The organism is Pseudomonas sp. GW822-FHT07A10, from assembly GCF_058798795.1.
Genome location: NZ_JBXAKV010000007.1, coordinates 201,955 through 218,745 on the forward strand (window position 1 = coordinate 201,955; position 16,791 = coordinate 218,745).

Consider the following 16,791-nt stretch of genomic DNA (forward strand, 5'->3'; position numbering starts at 1 on the left):
TTTTCAGTTTCCCGCGGCGCGACAAATCGCACCGAACTCATCTGCATTCAGGGAAGCTCCACCAATGAGCCCCCCATCGATATCCGGCATGCCGAACAGTTCGGCCGCATTGGCCGCCTTCACGCTGCCGCCGTATAGAAGCCGCACACCTTGTGCGACCTCAGAATTCTCTGCCGCCAACTGGGCGCGAATGGCTGCATGCACATCCTGCGCTTGTTGCGGCGAAGCAGTCAGCCCGGTACCAATGGCCCAGACCGGCTCGTAAGCAATTACTGCCTTTGCAAAAGCACCAACACCCAGCTCCTCGATGATGCTGCCCAGCTGACGCCCGACAACCTCAAGAGTTTTTCCAGCTTCGCGCTGCTCGAGGGTTTCCCCTACACACAACACCGGAATCAAGCCACACGCCTGTGCTGCCGCAAATTTGCGATTCAGCGTCCCGTCGAGCTCGCCCATTATCTGGCGGCGCTCGGAGTGCCCGACAAGCACCAGGGAACAACCTGCATCCACTAACTGACTCGGTGAAATTTCACCTGTCAACGCACCCTGCCCGGATTCAATCGCAGAGTTCTGCGCGCCGACCGAAATCGACTTCCCTTGCAAACCATCAATCACTTGATTGATATACAAGCAAGGCGGGAACACCGCAACATCAACACCGCTCGGCAAGGCCAGATGACGAAGGCCGTCGATCAGCTCAGCGACGCTGGCGCGGGTACCGTGCATCTTCCAGTTACCAGCTACCATAGGGCGACGCATGCTGTACCTCGTCGGTCAAAGTGGGCGCAGATGTTACCCAACACAATCATGGCTGGCAAGCCGAAATCAGGCAGAAACTTCAGTTACCAGTTTTGCCAGCTCTTCGGCGTAATCGCGAACCTGCGTTTCGTCCTCGCCTTCGACCATGACACGCACCAGCGGCTCTGTCCCGGACTTGCGCAACAACACGCGCCCGCGACCCGCCATCGCTTGAGTGACACGATCACTGGCCTCCTTGACAGTCGGATGCTCAAGCGGGCTCACACCACCGCCAAACCGCACATTGATCAACACCTGAGGGCACTTGCGCAACGCCTGACGCGACTGAGCCAGGCCTTCTGCGCGCCGCTTCAACGCCATCAAGACCTGCAATGCAGCAATGATCGCATCACCGGTAGTGGTGTGACTGAAGCAGACAATGTGCCCCGAGTTTTCACCGCCCACCAGCCAATCGCGCTCCAGCAACTCGGAGATGACGTAACGGTCACCAACGTTGGCCCGCACAAAAGGAATCGCCAGATCCGCCAGGGCCAACTCCAGCCCCAGGTTACTCATCAGCGTACCGACCACACCGCCCTGCAACTTGCCACGCTCTTGCAGATCGCGAGCGATGATGAACAGCAGCTCGTCACCATCGACGACAGCACCGGTGTGATCAACCATCTGCACCCGATCACCATCACCGTCGAAGGCAATACCCAAATCGGCGTGCTCGGCCAGTACGGCCGCTTGCAGCGGCGCCATATGGGTCGAACCGCAATTATCATTGATGTTCAGGCCGTTGGGATGGGCAGAAAGCACAACGACATCAGCCCCCAACTCACGGAACACGCTAGGCGCCACTTTATAAGTCGCGCCGTGAGCACAATCGAGCACGATCTTCAGGCCGGCAAAACTGGTGCCGGTGGGAACGCTGCTCTTGCAGAATTCGATATAACGGCCCGAGGCATCGTTGATTCGCGACACTTTGCCGATCTTGCTCGACTCAACCACGGTCATCGGGGTGTCTAGCAGCTCTTCGATCATCAGCTCGACTTCATCCGGGAGCTTGGTGCCCTTACCAGAGAAAAACTTGATGCCGTTGTCGTCATGAGGGTTATGCGAAGCGCTGATCACGATGCCGGCTTCGGCATGAAAGGTCCGCGTCAAATAGGCGATGGCCGGAGTCGGCATTGGCCCCAACAGCATCACATCAGCACCGGCCGAGGTCAGCCCAGCCTCAAGCGCCGACTCGAACATGTAACCGGAGATACGGGTGTCCTTGCCCACGAGCACCTTGCAGGCGCCCATGCTGCGAAATGCCATGCCCGCCGCCCAGCCGAGCTTGAGCATGAAATCAGGAGTGATAGGGTATTGACCGACCCGACCACGGATGCCGTCGGTGCCAAAGTATTTCTTGCTCATAAGTACTCCATCATTCTTATTCGGCTGATTCTACGGCGGCAATCATCCGCACCACGTCGACTGTTTCCGCCACATCATGGACGCGCAATATACGCGCACCTTTGACCGAAGCCAGTGCCGCAAGTGCCAGACCGCCATGCAGACGCTCACCCACCGGACGATTCAACGCCTGCCCGATCATGCTTTTTCGCGACACCCCGACCAACAGGGGCCGCCCCAAGGCATGCAGGGCCTCCATGTGTTTAAACAAGCTTAGGTTGTGCTGCAGGGTTTTCGCGAAGCCGAAGCCCGGATCAAGAATGATCCGCTCAGCAGGGATACCTACCGAGGCACACTGAACCATGCGTTCGGCAAGAAACTCGCCGACCTCTTTCGTAACATCCTGGTACTGAGGGTTGTCCTGCATGTCGCCCGGCTCGCCGAGCATATGCATCAGGCACACCGGCAAACCGGTGGCCGCAGCTGCATCCAGAGCACCATCTCGACGCAACGAGCGCACGTCATTGATCAACCCTGCCCCCAGCCTTGCGGTTTCACGCATGACGGCAGGCGTGGAGGTATCGACCGAGATAATCACATCCAGTTCGCGACTGATGCGCTCAACGATAGGCGCTACGCGCTCGAGCTCTTCAAGCGGCGAAACGGCCCTGGCACCGGGCCGGGTCGATTCACCACCGACGTCGATCAGCGTCGCACCGGCCGCCACCATCGCCTCGGCGTGGCGCAGTGCCGCGTCCAGCTGGCTGTATCGGCCGCCATCGGAAAAGGAATCGGGAGTGACATTGAGAATGCCCATGACATGCGTCTGGGCCAAATCAAGAACCCGGTTGCCGCAAGGCAACCGGGTCGAGGACTGAACAGAAGTCATTTCAAACCTTAAACGTCAGCAGCCGGGCCGCCGATAGGTGTTTCCGGACGCCCATCCTGCACCACCGGAGGCGTGCCGGAAGTGTCGTTGCCGCCAGACCAGTCGCGAGGTTCGCGAGGCGTACGACCCGCCATGATGTCATCGATCTGATCGGCATCGATCGTCTCGTACTTCATCAAGGCATCCGCCATCGCATCAAGCTTGTCACGGTTATCCGTGAGGATCTGCTTGGCCGTGCCGTAGCACTGATCAATGATGCTGCGCACTTCGGAGTCGATCAGCTTGGCCGTCTCGCCAGAGAAACTGGCATGCTGACCACCGCCGCCACGACCGAGGAACACTTCGCCCTCTTCTTCGGCGTACATCAATGGACCGAGTTTTTCCGACAACCCCCACTTGGTCACCATGTTTCGTGCTATCTGGCTGGCACGCATGATGTCGTTGGACGCACCGGTGGTGACGCCATCGAAGCCCAGGGTCATCTCTTCAGCGATACGACCGCCGTACAGCGAGCAGATCTGGCTGATCAGTGCACGCTTGGACAGACTGTAACGATCTTCTTCCGGCAGGAACATGGTCACACCAAGTGCGCGACCGCGCGGAATGATCGACACCTTGTAGACCGGATCATGCTCAGGCACGACGCGACCGACGATAGCGTGGCCGGCTTCGTGATAAGCGGTGTTCTGCTTTTCTTTCTCGGACATGACCATGGATTTGCGCTCGGCACCCATCATGATCTTGTCTTTAGCCAGTTCGAACTCTTTCATCTCGACGATGCGCTTGCCGGCACGAGCTGCAAACAACGAAGCCTCGTTCACCAGGTTGGCCAGGTCAGCACCAGAGAAACCTGGAGTACCACGAGCAATCACGGCCGGAGCGACGTCGTCACCCATCGGCACTTTGCGCATATGGACTTTTAGAATCTGCTCGCGACCACGGATGTCCGGCAGGCCAACCACGACCTGGCGGTCGAAGCGGCCCGGACGCAGCAACGCAGGGTCCAGTACGTCCGGACGGTTGGTCGCGGCGATGACGATGATGCCGTCATTCATTTCGAAGCCGTCCATCTCCACCAGCAACTGGTTGAGGGTCTGCTCGCGCTCATCGTGACCACCACCCATGCCGGCACCACGGTGGCGACCAACGGCGTCGATTTCATCGATGAAGATGATGCATGGCGCATGTTTCTTCGCCTGCTCGAACATGTCACGGACACGGCTGGCACCGACGCCGACGAACATTTCGACGAAATCGGAACCGGAAATAGTAAAGAACGGTACTTTGGCTTCGCCGGCAATCGCCTTGGCCAGCAAGGTTTTACCGGTACCCGGAGGACCAACCATCAGTACGCCCCGAGGAATGCGACCGCCCAGGCGCTGGAACTTGCCCGGATCACGCAGGAACTCGACCAGCTCGCCGACCTCTTCCTTGGCTTCGTCACAACCTGCAACGTCAGCCAGGGTGGTTTTCACCTGATCTTCGGAGAGCAGGCGCGCCTTGCTCTTGCCGAAACTCATCGGCCCGCCCTTGCCGCCGGCACCGCCCTGCATCTGCCGCATGAAGAACATGAAGACGGCGATGATCACCAGGATCGGGAAGCTTGCGACCAGGAGTTGAGTCCAGATGCTTTGCTGCTCAGGCTGCTTGCCTTCGACCACAACGTGGTTATCCACGAGGTCGCCGATCAGACCGTTATCCTGGATTGCCGGACGAATGGTCTTGAAGCTGTCGCCATCGTTGCGCTTGCCGGTAATCACGTAGCCATCAACCGCTACGCGCTCGACCTTGCCATCCTTGACCTGCTGGATGAAGTCGGAATAGTTGAGGGTCTGCGGCTCGTTAGGGCTGGAGAAGTTGTTCATCACCGTCACCAGGACAGCCGCGATGATCAACCACAGGATCAGATTCTTTGCCATATCGTTCAATTAACTACCCTCTGAAGCAAGCTCCGCTAATGGCGCGCGCTTCGCATGATATTCACCGGCCTAACTTACTACATTACCTACGGCTCTGGCAGGCGCCGTCTGTAACCCTTTGTGAAACACTTTCTACACGATATTCGCTAATGCACGCGGGGCGAAATATGAAAAACCTATCACCCCGCCAAAAAAACTCGTTTTACTCACTACGCCCGCGGTAACCCCAAGCCAACATGTATTGCTCGCGGGAACTGTCACGGGAAGAGTCTGGCTTGATCATCTGGATCTTGTCGAATTTCCGACGAGCATCCTTCAGGTAAACATCAAACCCTTCGCCCTGAAAAATCTTGATCACAAAATTACCACCCGGCTTGAGTATCCGTTCCGCCAAATCAAGCGCCAGCTCGCAAAGAAACATGGCTTTTGGCATGTCCACTTCAGGCGTACCACTCATATTGGGGGCCATATCGGAAATCACAAGGTCCACCTGCGAATTACCCACAGCTTCAAGGATCCGCGTGAGCACTTCGTCCTCGGTGAAGTCCCCCTGAATGAAAGTCACGTCCGGAATGCTGTCCATTTCCAGAATGTCCGAGGCGATCAGACGCCCCTGACCACCAATCAGACGGCTAGTCACCTGCGACCACCCCCCAGGCGCTGCACCCAGGTCGACAACGCTCATGCCGGGACGGATCAGCTTGTATTTCTCCTGGACCTCCAGAAGTTTGTAACTCGCACGCGAGCGGTAGCCATCCTTCTGCGCCTGCTTCACATAGGGATCGTTGACATGTCTTTTCAGCCAACCAAGGCTTGTCTTGGAACGCGCCATTGGGCACCTCGATGATAAGGGTCGTGATTAATTGGGCGGATCCACGAGCCCTCGGGTAAAATGGCCGCCATTTTACAGAATCCAGACGAAAGGGTCAGATTATGCCGCTCACTCAAGAGCAGAAGAAACAGTACAAGTCCATTGGCCACCATCTGAAACCAGTTTTGATTGTGGCTGACAACGGTTTGACTGAAGGTGTGTTAGCCGAACTTGAACGCGCTTTGGCGGATCACGAGCTGATCAAAATCAAGCTCAACATCCTCGACCGCGAATCGCGCCTGGCAGCCATTGCAGAACTCTGCAAGGCCGGCAAAGCCGATCTGGTTCAGGTCATCGGCAAGATGGCACTGATTTATCGCAAGAACTTCAGCGTCAACAAGCAGCTGTCGAACGTCCATCGCTTCAAGTGATGGCAAGGGTCAAGGGTGTGCTTCGCGCACCCTGACACTCCATCCAGGCACCGGCTGCATCACCAGCACCAGCCCGGAAAAGCCCAGGACAAGATAGCTGAACAACTGCCAATGCAGCGCCTGCGGCCAACCGAAGCGTACTGCGAAATACATCGCACACCCATACAACGCCATCAGCAGCAGTTGCCCGCGAATATCCCGCCATAGACTGGCAAGGCCCTCGGCCTGTACCAGCACCAAAGCCTGAAAAATCACACTCGCTGTGGCGAATCCCACCATCAGCGTATTCAGCGCACCTGCAATTTCGTCGATCAGCAGCGGCGCCAGGCCTATTTGCCCCAGCACCGGCAGCAGACCGATGTGCAACAACCACAAGCCGCCAACCCAGAGCATCTGGGTCAGCTGCCAAAGCATGGCACCCGCACGTAGCGGGCGCCTTCTTTCAGATGTGGCGAACTTCGACAATCTCATACTCGATAACGCCACCCGGCGTTTTGACCGCCACCACATCACCCTCTTCCTTGGCGATCAAGGCACGGGCGATCGGCGAACCGACGGAGATCTTGCCGAGTTTGATGTCTGCTTCATCCTCACCAACGATCTGGTAAGTCACGCTTTCATCGGTCTCGACATTGGCGATTTCGACGGTGGTGCCGAAAATCACCTTGCCGGTGTGCTCGATGGTCGTTACGTCGATGACCACAGCGTTTTGCATGCGGCCTTCAATGTCACGAATCCGCGCCTCGACCATCCCCTGCTGCTCGCGAGCAGCGTGGTATTCGGCGTTTTCCTTCAAGTCACCCAACTCGCGGGCCGTACCGATGTCCTGACTGAGTTTCGGACGAACGACCTTGGTCAGATGAGCGTGTTCTTCTTCCAGGGCTTTAGCGCCCTTGACGGTCATTGGGTATTTGATCATGCCTTCAATCCTGCGTGTAGATCCTGCAAGCGGCGCACGGTCTTCTCAGGACCGAACTTCAGCGCTTCGCAGATAGCTTCGCCAGCAGCAATAGTAGTGGTGCAGTAGATCTTGTGCTGCAAGGCATTACGACGAATGGAGTAGGAATCAGCGATCGACTGACGACCTTCGGTGGTGTTGATGATCAGAGTGACTTCGTCATTCTTGATCATGTCGACCACGTGCGGACGACCCTCGGTCACCTTGTTCACACGACGCACTTTCAGGCCTGCAGCCTCGATCAGCTTGGCAGTACCGGCAGTGGCGACCACTTCGAAGCCCAAGTTGATCAGATCACGGGCCACGCCTGCAACCAGCGGCTTGTCATCGTCGCGCACGCTGATGAACGCAGTACCACCGGTTGGCAGCACTTCACTGGCGCCCATCTGGGCTTTGGCAAAGGCTTCGCCGAAGGTGTCGCCCACGCCCATCACTTCACCGGTGGACTTCATCTCTGGGCCCAGGATCGGGTCCACGCCAGGGAATTTGGCGAATGGGAACACCGCCTCTTTCACGCTGTAGAAGTTCGGAATGATTTCTTTGGTGAAGCCGATTTCCTTCAGGGTTTTACCGGCCATCACGCGAGCCGCGACCATCGCCAGGGACACACCGATGCACTTGGAGACGAACGGTACGGTACGGGATGCGCGCGGGTTGACTTCGATGACGTAGATGTCTTCGCCTTGCAGCGCCAACTGAACGTTCATCAGGCCGACCACGCCCAGTTCCAGGGCCATTTTCTTGACCTGTTCGCGCATCTCGTCCTGGATATGTGCAGGCAGCGAATACGGCGGCAGGGAGCACGCGGAGTCACCGGAGTGAACGCCGGCCTGCTCAATGTGCTGCATGATCGCGCCGATCACCACGTCGGTGCCGTCGCAGACCGCATCCACGTCCATTTCGATCGCGCAGTTGAGGAAGTGGTCCAGCAGCACCGGGCTGTCGTTGGACACTTGAACCGCTTCACGCAGGTAGCGCTTGAGTTCTTCCTCTTCGTAAACGATTTCCATCGCACGGCCGCCCAGTACGTAGGACGGACGAACCACCAGCGGGTAACCGATTTTGGCGGCGGCACGAATCGCTTCATCTTCGCTGCGCACGGTGGCGTTAGGCGGTTGACGCAGGTTCAGACGCTCAACCATCTGCTGGAAGCGCTCACGGTCTTCGGCGCGGTCGATGGCGTCAGGACTGGTGCCGATGATCGGCACGCCGGCGGCTTCCAGGGCACGGGCCAGTTTCAGCGGGGTTTGACCGCCGTACTGAACGATCACGCCTTTTGGCTTCTCGACGCGGACGATTTCCAGCACGTCTTCCAGGGTCACCGGCTCGAAGTACAGACGATCGGAGGTGTCGTAGTCAGTGGAAACGGTTTCCGGGTTGCAGTTGACCATGATGGTCTCGTACCCGTCATCGCGCAGGGCCAGTGCTGCGTGTACGCAGCAATAGTCGAACTCGATGCCCTGGCCGATGCGGTTTGGACCGCCACCCAGGATCATGATCTTGTCGCGACCCGACGGCGCGGCTTCGCACTCTTCCTCGTAAGTCGAGTACAGGTACGCGGTGTCGGTGGCGAACTCGGCGGCGCAGGTGTCGACGCGCTTGTAGACCGGGAACACTTCCAGCTTGTGACGATGGGTACGCAGGTTCTTCTCGGTGACGCCCAGCAGCTTGGCCAGACGTTGATCGGAGAAGCCTTTACGCTTGAGGCGGAACATCAGGTCGCGGTCGATAGCGGACAGACCCAGGGTCTTGACCTTCTCTTCTTCCTTGATCAGATCTTCGATCTGCACCAGGAACCACGGGTCGATCATGTTCATGCCGAAGATATCTTCGACTGACAGGCCCGCGCGGAACGCGTCAGCCACGTACCAGATACGCTCGGCACCCGGCACAGTCAGTTCGCGCTTGAGGATGCTCATGCTTTCCGGATTGCTCAGGTCGAGCTTCTCGTCCAGGCCGCAAACACCCACTTCCAGACCGCGCAGAGCTTTCTGCAGGGATTCCTGGAAGGTCCGGCCGATGGCCATGACTTCACCGACCGACTTCATTTGAGTGGTCAGGCGTGCGTCGGCTTTCGGGAATTTCTCGAAGGCAAAGCGTGGCAGTTTGGTGACGACGTAGTCGATGGACGGTTCGAAGGACGCCGGAGTCTTGCCGCCGGTGATGTCGTTCGACAGTTCGTCGAGGGTGTAACCGACGGCCAGTTTCGCCGCGACCTTGGCGATCGGGAAACCGGTGGCTTTCGATGCCAGGGCCGAGGAACGGGATACCCGCGGGTTCATCTCGATGACCACCATGCGGCCAGTGTTCGGGCAGATGCCGAACTGGACGTTGGAGCCGCCGGTTTCCACGCCGATCTCGCGCAGTACCGCCAGGGAGGCGTTACGCAGGATCTGGTATTCCTTGTCGGTCAGGGTCTGCGCGGGGGCAACCGTGATCGAGTCACCGGTGTGCACGCCCATCGGGTCGAAGTTTTCGATGGAGCAGACGATGATGCAGTTGTCCTTTTTATCGCGGACAACTTCCATCTCGTATTCTTTCCAGCCAATCAGCGATTCGTCGATCAGCAGCTCTTTGGTCGGCGACAGATCCAGACCGCGGGCGCAGATTTCTTCGAATTCTTCACGGTTGTAAGCGATACCGCCACCGGTGCCGCCCATGGTGAAGGACGGACGAATGATGCACGGGAAGCCCAGACGATCGAGAACCGCGTTGGCCTCTTCCATGCTATGGGCGATACCCGAACGCGGGCAGTCCAGACCGATGGATTTCATCGCCTTGTCGAAACGCGAACGGTCTTCAGCCTTGTCGATGGTGTCAGCATTGGCACCGATCATCTCTACGCCGAACTTCTCCAGAACGCCTTCGCGCTCCAGGTCCAGGGCGCAGTTCAGGGCGGTCTGGCCGCCCATGGTCGGCAGCAGCGCGTCCGGACGCTCTTTCTCGATGATCTTGGCAACGGTCTGCCACTTGATCGGTTCGATGTAGGTGGCGTCGGCCATGGCCGGGTCGGTCATGATGGTCGCCGGGTTGGAGTTCACCAGGATGACGCGGTAACCCTCCTCGCGCAGGGCTTTACAGGCCTGGGCGCCGGAGTAGTCGAATTCGCAGGCCTGGCCGATCACGATCGGGCCAGCGCCGAGAATCAGGATGCTTTTAATGTCTGTACGTTTTGGCATGGGTTGTCACTCAAATCCGCAGGTCAGTCGGCAAGCCGTCTTGTTCAATCTCTGAAGCCTTGAGGGGGCCGCCGGTTTCGGGACCGCCCCCAGGCTTCGCTACATCAGGGCGAGCGATTAGCGTCGCTTGGCCATTTCGTTGATGAAGCGATCAAACAGTGGCGCTACGTCGTTCGGGCCAGGGCTGGCTTCAGGGTGACCCTGGAAGCTGAAGGCGCTCTTGTCGGTACGCTCGATGCCTTGCAGGGTGCCGTCGAACAGCGATTTGTGGATCGCCCGAACGTTGCCTGGCAGGGTCGCTTCGTCTACCGCGAAACCGTGGTTCTGGCTGGTGATCATCACCACACCGCTGTCCAGATCCTGAACCGGGTGGTTTGCACCGTGGTGGCCGTGGCCCATTTTCAGGGTCTTGGCACCGGAGGCCAGAGCCAGCAGTTGGTGGCCGAGGCAGATACCGAATACCGGGATCTCGGTTTCCAGCACGTCTTTAATGGCCTGGATCGCGTAGTCGCATGGCTCAGGGTCACCCGGGCCGTTGGACAGGAACACGCCGTCCGGCTTCAGAGCCAGAACGTCAGCCGCCGGCGTTTGAGCCGGCACCACAGTCACGCGGCAACCGCGCTCGACCAGCATGCGCAGGATGTTCAGCTTGACGCCGTAGTCGTAGGCAACCACGTGGTATGGCAGATCGGAAGCGTCGATGGTCGCGTGGCTGTCGGTCTTCAAGTCCCAGACAGTCGAGCGCCACTCGTACTTCTCTTTGGTGCTGACGACTTTCGCCAGGTCCATGCCTTTGAGGCCAGGGAAGCCCTGGGCAGCGGCGATGGCGGCTTCTTCGGAAATGTTGTCACCGGCCATGATGCAGCCGTTCTGCGCGCCTTTCTCACGCAGGATGCGTGTCAGGCGGCGAGTGTCGATACCGGCGATAGCCACGACGTTGTTGGCTTTCAGGTAGTCGGACAGAGACATCGTGTTGCGCCAGTTGCTCGCAACCAGTGGCAGGTCACGGATGACCAGGCCAGCGGACCAGACGCGATCGGACTCGGCGTCTTCCGGCGTGGTACCGGTGTTGCCGATGTGCGGGTAAGTCAGGGTAACGATCTGTTGGGCGTAGGAAGGATCGGTAAGGATTTCCTGATAGCCGGTCATTGCGGTGTTGAACACCACCTCACCAACGGTTTGACCGTCGGCTCCAATGGCTTCGCCGCGAAAAATGCTGCCATCAGCAAGGGCGAGTATGGCTGGCTTAGTCAAGAAGACCTCCCGTAAATAAAGCCTGAAAGGGCGATCGCAGGTTGTAAAAAAGCGGAGTGACGTATGGACACGTCACCCCGCTTCTTCATCGAATTATTCTGCGCGCTTTTAGTGGACACACTAAAGCTGTAGCTTACAGAAAAAGGCATTTTTGGTCTACCGCCAATGAGCCCTAAAGGCCGGAGAATGCGACAGGACGTCGCTTGGCGGTTTAAAACCGGGCTCAAAGGCTATGTTTGAACCCGGTTTCGGCTACATCTTAACGCAGGTCGAGCACGTCTTGCATGTCGTAGAGGCCTGGTTCACGACCGTCCAGCCACAAAGCCGCACGTACAGCACCCTTGGCGAAGGTCATGCGACTCGATGCCTTGTGCGTGATTTCCAGTCGCTCGCCCTCGCAGGCGAACAGCACCGTATGATCACCAACCACATCACCACCGCGAACAGTGGCAAAGCCGATCGTTTCACGCTCGCGCGCACCGGTGTGACCTTCACGCCCATAGACCGCAACCTTCTGCAGATCACGATCCAGCGCATTGGCGATTACTTCGCCCATACGCAGCGCCGTGCCCGAAGGTGCATCGATCTTGTGCCGATGGTGAGCCTCGATGATTTCGATATCCGCATCATCACCCAGCACGCGCGCAGCCATGTCGAGAAGCTTCAGCGACAGATTTACACCGACACTGAAATTGGCCGCGAACACGATAGGAATATCCTTGCCCGCCTCGGCCAGCAATTGCTTCTGCGCGGCATCCAATCCTGTCGTGCCGATCACCATGGCCTTGCCCGCCTTACGGCAGAAAGCCAGGTTTTTCAGCATGACTTCCGGGAGCGTGAAGTCGATCAGCACGTCGAACTCATCAGCCACCGAATTCAGACTACCGGACAGCGGCACACCAATACGCCCCAATGAGGCCAGCTCACCGGCATCCACGCCAATCAGCGTACTGCCAGGGCGCACGATGGCGGCGGTCAGACCGGTCAGCGGCGCGCGCTGCTGCACCGCCTCGATCAAAATCTTGCCCATGCGGCCGGCGGCACCCATCACAGCTATACGTCGCATGCTCACTCCTTACAAATCGCCGAAGAAGCGCTTCACGCCTTCGAACCAACCAGTGGTTTTCGGCGAATGACTGTTGTCGTCCGCCAAGGAGCTGCGGAACTCTTCCAGCAATTCGCGCTGGCGACGACCCAGGTTGACCGGGGTTTCGACCGCCACACGGCACATCAGGTCGCCAGCGCCGCCGCCACGAACCGGCGCAACGCCTTTGCCGCGAACACGGAACTGCTTGCCGGTCTGAGTCCCCTCAGGGATCTTCAGCTTGACCCGACCATCAAGGGTCGGAATCTCCAGCTCGCCGCCCAACGCTGCATCGACGAAGCTGATCGGCACTTCGCAGAACAGGTGTTTGCCATCACGCTGAAAGATCGCGTGCTCACGCACATTGATCACCACGTACAGATCGCCGGTCGGCCCACCCTGCGCGCCCGCTTCGCCTTCGCCGGACAGACGAATACGGTCACCGGTATCGACACCGGCCGGCACTTTGACGGAAAGCGTCTTGTACTCTTCGACACGACCTTCGCCGTGGCAGGAATCGCACGGATCGGAAATGATCTTGCCCTGGCCATGGCAACGCGGGCAGGTCTGCTGCACCGAGAAGAAGCCTTGCTGCATGCGTACCTGACCGATACCGCCACACGTCGGGCAGGTGACCGGCGAGGAGCCTTTCTTGGCACCCGAGCCGTCACACGGCTTGCAGTTGACCAGTGTCGGAACACGGATATTCACGGTTGTGCCACGCACCGCTTCTTCCAGGTTCAACTCCAGCGTGTAACGCAGGTCGCTGCCACGCTGAGCGCCGCCACGGGAGCCGCCGCGACCGCCACCGAAGAAGTCACTGAAGACATCGCCAAAGATATCGGAGAAGTTCTGGCCGCCAAAACCGGCACCGCCGCCCCCCATGCTCGGGTCGACACCGGCATGACCGTATTGGTCATAGGCCGCGCGCTTGCTGGAATCGGACAGCACTTCGTAGGCCTCGTTGGCCTCCTTGAACATATCTTCCGACGCTTTGTCATCGGGATTACGGTCCGGGTGGTGCTTCATCGCCAGGCGGCGGTAGGCCTTTTTCAGGTCTGCTTCGCTTGAGCCACGCTCAACACCCAATACTTCGTAATAGTCACGCTTTGCCATAAGTCTTTGCACTCTTAAGGACGTTCGACAAACCTCTCCTGAGCCTCGTCAAACTCGTTGAGCCCCAATACAGGCCCGGACCCAACTCACGTCAATTCAACGATCCTGGTCTTTGATTCGATGCAGCACTTTCGGCGCGGAAAGCAGGAGCATCCCCGGCCATGCCACCAACACGCGAGCGTTGTCGCATGCTGTAAAAATTCGCTAACTCCAGACACGCCAACGCGGGAGCAAGCTCCCGCGCGGCGACATCCTACCAGTCACCGCCTGAAGGCAGTCAACCGGGCGACCAACAACTTACTTGTGGTCTTTAACTTCTTCGAACTCGGCATCGACGACGTCGTCAGCTTTTTCAGCCGCTTCGCCTTTCGGTGCCGCGCCTTCAGCTGGCTGAGCCTGCTCGGCGTACATTTTCTGAGCCACTGGCGCGGAGACCTTGGACAGCTCTTCAACCTTGGCTTCGATCGCAGCCTTGTCGTCGCCTTTAACAGCGGCTTCCAGGGCAACTACTGCCGCTTCGATTGCAGTCTTCTCTTCAGCGCTCACTTTGTCGCCAGCATCAGCGATCATTTTGCGAGTCGAGTGAACCAGTGCGTCGCCCTGGTTACGAGCGCTAGCCAGCTCTTCGAACTTGCGGTCTTCTTCGGCATTCAGTTCAGCGTCACGAACCATCTGCTGAATTTCGTCCTCGGACAGACCGGAGTTGGCCTTGATCACGATCGACTGAGTCTTGCCGGTAGCCTTGTCTTTGGCGCCTACGTGCAGAATGCCGTTGGCGTCGATGTCGAAGGTCACTTCGATTTGTGGCACGCCACGTGGAGCCGGTGGAATCTCGGCCAGATCGAACTTGCCCAAGGACTTGTTCTGTGCGGCCTGCTTACGCTCACCTTGCAGCACGTGAATGGTCACGGCGCCCTGGTTGTCGTCAGCAGTCGAGAACACTTGCGATTTCTTGGTAGGAATCGTGGTGTTTTTCTCGATCAGCGCGGTCATCACGCCCCCCATGGTTTCGATACCCAGGGTCAGCGGGCTGACGTCGAGCAGCAGAACGTCTTTCACGTCGCCGGCCAATACTGCGCCCTGGATAGCGGCGCCCATGGCAACAGCTTCGTCCGGGTTAACGTCTTTACGAGCTTCTTTACCGAAGAAGTCGGAAACAGCTTTCTGCACCATTGGCATACGGGTCTGACCGCCGACCAGAATCACGTCGTCGATCTTGCTGACATCGATACCGGCGTCTTTCATCGCGATGCGGCAAGGTTCGATGGTGCGCTGAACCAGGTCTTCCACCAGCGCTTCGAGCTTGGCGCGGGAGATTTTCACGTTCAAGTGCTTAGGACCGGTAGCGTCTGCAGTGATGTACGGCAGGTTCACGTCGGTCGACTGGCTCGAGGACAGTTCGATCTTGGCTTTCTCAGCGGCTTCTTTCAGGCGCTGCATGGCCAGCGGGTCACCCTTGAGGTTCATGCCGCTTTCTTTCTTGAATTCGTCGACGAGGTAGTCGATCAGACGAATGTCAAAGTCTTCACCGCCCAAGAAGGTATCACCGTTGGTGGCCAACACTTCGAACTGGTGCTCGCCATCGACTTCAGCGATTTCGATAACGGAAACGTCGAAAGTACCGCCACCCAGGTCGTAAACGATCACAGTGTGATCGCCCTTGGCCTTGTCCATACCGTAGGCCAGTGCGGCTGCGGTTGGTTCGTTGATGATGCGTTTTACGTCCAGGCCCGCGATGCGGCCGGCGTCTTTGGTGGCTTGACGCTGGCTGTCGTTGAAGTAGGCCGGAACGGTGATTACCGCTTCGGTCACAGGCTCGCCGAGGTAGTCTTCGGCAGTCTTCTTCATTTTCTTCAGAATTTCAGCCGAGATTTGTGGCGGCGCCATTTTCTGGCCGTTCACTTCAACCCAGGCGTCGCTGTTATCAGCCTTGACGATCTTGTAAGGGACCATCTGGATGTCTTTCTGTACGACTTCTTCGTCGAAACGACGACCGATCAGACGCTTCACCGCGTACAGGGTGTTATGCGGATTGGTCACTGCCTGACGCTTAGCCGACTGGCCAACCAGGATTTCGCCATCGTTGGCATAAGCGATGATCGACGGCGTGGTACGCGCGCCTTCAGCGTTTTCAATAACTTTGGCCTTGCCGTTTTCCAGCACGGAGACGCAGGAGTTGGTAGTCCCCAGGTCGATACCGATAATTTTGCCCATGTTCACTCTCCCGAAACTTTGGATTTGGATGCCGCAGTAGTGGTGGCTGACTGCGGTAGCACTTAAACGCTTGACTTCTAAATGGGGGCCTTGCGGCTAATTTCAAGCCTGCTCGTCAATCGAAGGCGAAACCGGTGCAGGTGCCTTGCTGACCACGACCATGGCCGGGCGCAGCAGGCGACCGTGGAGCTGATAGCCCTTCTGAAACACCTTGAGCACGCTGTTTGGCTCGACGTCGGCGCTTTCCTGCATGGCCATTGCCTGATGATGCGAGGCATTGAAAGGTTCACCTTCAGGATCGATAGCTTCCAGGTGATAGCGTTTCAGGGTGTCCTGGAACATTTTCAGGGTCAGCTCGATCCCTTCGCGCATCGAACGAATGTTTTCGTCGTCAGGGCTGGACAGCTCCAGGCCGCGCTCCAGGCTGTCAATGATCGGCAGCAGGTCGCCTGCGAATTTTTCCAGGGCGAACTTGTGAGCCTTTTCAACGTCCTGATCGGCACGACGGCGGACGTTCTGCAGATCGGCGGCTACACGCAAAGCCTGATCCTGCGCACCAGCCAATTGCTCTTCGAGCACTTGTACACGAGCCGCCAGGTCTTCACCCGAAGCCTCGGGGGTCTGGTTGGCGTCTAGATTTTGCGTATCCACTGTCTGTTCGTCAGCCATAGATTTCTCCTTCCAATATCGTCCGCGAGCTCAACTCGCGCTTCTGCCCCGGTATATGGGGCCGCAAAATTCAGCTTCAAGGGCTGTTTGATGATTAACCCTACAAAAAACAACTGCTTTGTCAT

At 58.1% G+C, this 16,791-nt stretch carries 14 protein-coding genes; 1 reads left to right on the plus strand and 13 read right to left on the minus strand.

What is annotated here, in order from left to right:
* Window positions 1-3 precede the first annotated feature (3 nt).
* The 5 genes from tpiA to rlmE all read right to left on the minus strand — a co-directional run bounded on the left by tpiA (window position 4) and on the right by rlmE (window position 5,782).
* Entirely contained in the window at window positions 4-759 is a 756-nt protein-coding gene (gene tpiA, locus AC1RL4_RS14440) for a triose-phosphate isomerase (protein ID WP_007933541.1), read from the minus strand.
* Window positions 760-825: 66 nt separating this feature from the next.
* A complete protein-coding gene (gene glmM, locus AC1RL4_RS14445; protein WP_019582453.1) occupies window positions 826-2,163 on the minus strand; it encodes a phosphoglucosamine mutase in 1,338 nt (445 codons plus the stop codon).
* Window positions 2,164-2,179: 16 nt separating this feature from the next.
* Window positions 2,180-3,031: a dihydropteroate synthase gene (gene folP / locus AC1RL4_RS14450; RefSeq protein ID WP_019582454.1), complete on the minus strand. Its 852-nt coding sequence runs from the start codon at window positions 3,029-3,031 to the stop codon at window positions 2,180-2,182.
* Window positions 3,032-3,039: 8 nt separating this feature from the next.
* Window positions 3,040-4,950 (minus strand): ATP-dependent zinc metalloprotease FtsH, encoded by a 1,911-nt coding sequence (gene ftsH, locus AC1RL4_RS14455; RefSeq protein WP_018929483.1) that lies wholly within the window; start codon window positions 4,948-4,950, stop codon window positions 3,040-3,042.
* A gap of 202 nt (window positions 4,951-5,152) precedes the next feature.
* The gene (gene rlmE / locus AC1RL4_RS14460; RefSeq protein ID WP_007933535.1) at window positions 5,153-5,782 is read right to left on the minus strand and encodes a 23S rRNA (uridine(2552)-2'-O)-methyltransferase RlmE; all 630 of its coding nucleotides are present in this window, start codon (window positions 5,780-5,782) and stop codon (window positions 5,153-5,155) included.
* Window positions 5,783-5,883: 101 nt separating this feature from the next.
* Between rlmE and AC1RL4_RS14465 the strand changes: the two genes are divergently transcribed.
* Window positions 5,884-6,192, plus strand: coding sequence for a YhbY family RNA-binding protein (locus AC1RL4_RS14465; protein ID WP_007900503.1), 309 nt, complete (start codon window positions 5,884-5,886; stop codon window positions 6,190-6,192).
* 9 nt (window positions 6,193-6,201) lie between these two features.
* On the opposite strand, the gene AC1RL4_RS14470 is transcribed toward AC1RL4_RS14465, so the two are convergent.
* From AC1RL4_RS14470 to grpE, 8 genes are all read right to left on the minus strand, one after another.
* Window positions 6,202-6,606: a hypothetical protein gene (locus AC1RL4_RS14470; protein WP_007933533.1), complete on the minus strand. Its 405-nt coding sequence runs from the start codon at window positions 6,604-6,606 to the stop codon at window positions 6,202-6,204.
* 28 nt (window positions 6,607-6,634) lie between these two features.
* Window positions 6,635-7,111 (minus strand): transcription elongation factor GreA, encoded by a 477-nt coding sequence (gene greA / locus AC1RL4_RS14475; RefSeq protein ID WP_018929481.1) that lies wholly within the window; start codon window positions 7,109-7,111, stop codon window positions 6,635-6,637.
* Complete coding sequence (gene carB / locus AC1RL4_RS14480) at window positions 7,108-10,329, minus strand: carbamoyl-phosphate synthase large subunit (protein ID WP_018929480.1); 3,222 nt, start codon at window positions 10,327-10,329, stop codon at window positions 7,108-7,110. Before carB ends, greA begins: the two co-directional genes overlap by 4 nt.
* Before the next feature lie 117 nt (window positions 10,330-10,446).
* A complete protein-coding gene (gene carA / locus AC1RL4_RS14485; protein ID WP_018929479.1) occupies window positions 10,447-11,583 on the minus strand; it encodes a glutamine-hydrolyzing carbamoyl-phosphate synthase small subunit in 1,137 nt (378 codons plus the stop codon).
* Window positions 11,584-11,842: 259 nt separating this feature from the next.
* A complete protein-coding gene (gene dapB / locus AC1RL4_RS14490) occupies window positions 11,843-12,649 on the minus strand; it encodes a 4-hydroxy-tetrahydrodipicolinate reductase (protein ID WP_019582457.1) in 807 nt (268 codons plus the stop codon).
* A gap of 9 nt (window positions 12,650-12,658) precedes the next feature.
* Window positions 12,659-13,783: a molecular chaperone DnaJ gene (gene dnaJ, locus AC1RL4_RS14495; RefSeq protein WP_018929477.1), complete on the minus strand. Its 1,125-nt coding sequence runs from the start codon at window positions 13,781-13,783 to the stop codon at window positions 12,659-12,661.
* A gap of 297 nt (window positions 13,784-14,080) precedes the next feature.
* A complete protein-coding gene (gene dnaK / locus AC1RL4_RS14500; protein WP_204125251.1) occupies window positions 14,081-15,997 on the minus strand; it encodes a molecular chaperone DnaK in 1,917 nt (638 codons plus the stop codon).
* A gap of 102 nt (window positions 15,998-16,099) precedes the next feature.
* Window positions 16,100-16,666 carry a nucleotide exchange factor GrpE gene (gene grpE, locus AC1RL4_RS14505; RefSeq protein ID WP_018929475.1) on the minus strand — a complete coding sequence of 189 codons (567 nt, stop codon included), beginning with the start codon at window positions 16,664-16,666 and terminating at the stop codon, window positions 16,100-16,102.
* Window positions 16,667-16,791: the final 125 nt, after the last annotated feature.

Bases quoted from the DNA above. Each gene is read 5' to 3' on its own strand.
- tpiA (WP_007933541.1), bottom strand. From the start codon at position 759: ATGCGTCGCCCTATGGTAGCTGGTAACTGGAAGATGCACGGTACCCGC.
- glmM (WP_019582453.1), bottom strand. From the start codon at position 2,163: ATGAGCAAGAAATACTTTGGCACCGACGGCATCCGTGGTCGGGTCGGT.
- folP (WP_019582454.1), bottom strand. From the start codon at position 3,031: ATGACTTCTGTTCAGTCCTCGACCCGGTTGCCTTGCGGCAACCGGGTT.
- ftsH (WP_018929483.1), bottom strand. From the start codon at position 4,950: ATGGCAAAGAATCTGATCCTGTGGTTGATCATCGCGGCTGTCCTGGTG.
- rlmE (WP_007933535.1), bottom strand. From the start codon at position 5,782: ATGGCGCGTTCCAAGACAAGCCTTGGTTGGCTGAAAAGACATGTCAAC.
- AC1RL4_RS14465 (WP_007900503.1), top strand. From the start codon at position 5,884: ATGCCGCTCACTCAAGAGCAGAAGAAACAGTACAAGTCCATTGGCCAC.
- AC1RL4_RS14470 (WP_007933533.1), bottom strand. From the start codon at position 6,606: ATGCTTTGGCAGCTGACCCAGATGCTCTGGGTTGGCGGCTTGTGGTTG.
- greA (WP_018929481.1), bottom strand. From the start codon at position 7,111: ATGATCAAATACCCAATGACCGTCAAGGGCGCTAAAGCCCTGGAAGAA.
- carB (WP_018929480.1), bottom strand. From the start codon at position 10,329: ATGCCAAAACGTACAGACATTAAAAGCATCCTGATTCTCGGCGCTGGC.
- dapB (WP_019582457.1), bottom strand. From the start codon at position 12,649: ATGCGACGTATAGCTGTGATGGGTGCCGCCGGCCGCATGGGCAAGATT.
- dnaJ (WP_018929477.1), bottom strand. From the start codon at position 13,783: ATGGCAAAGCGTGACTATTACGAAGTATTGGGTGTTGAGCGTGGCTCA.
- dnaK (WP_204125251.1), bottom strand. From the start codon at position 15,997: ATGGGCAAAATTATCGGTATCGACCTGGGGACTACCAACTCCTGCGTC.
- grpE (WP_018929475.1), bottom strand. From the start codon at position 16,666: ATGGCTGACGAACAGACAGTGGATACGCAAAATCTAGACGCCAACCAG.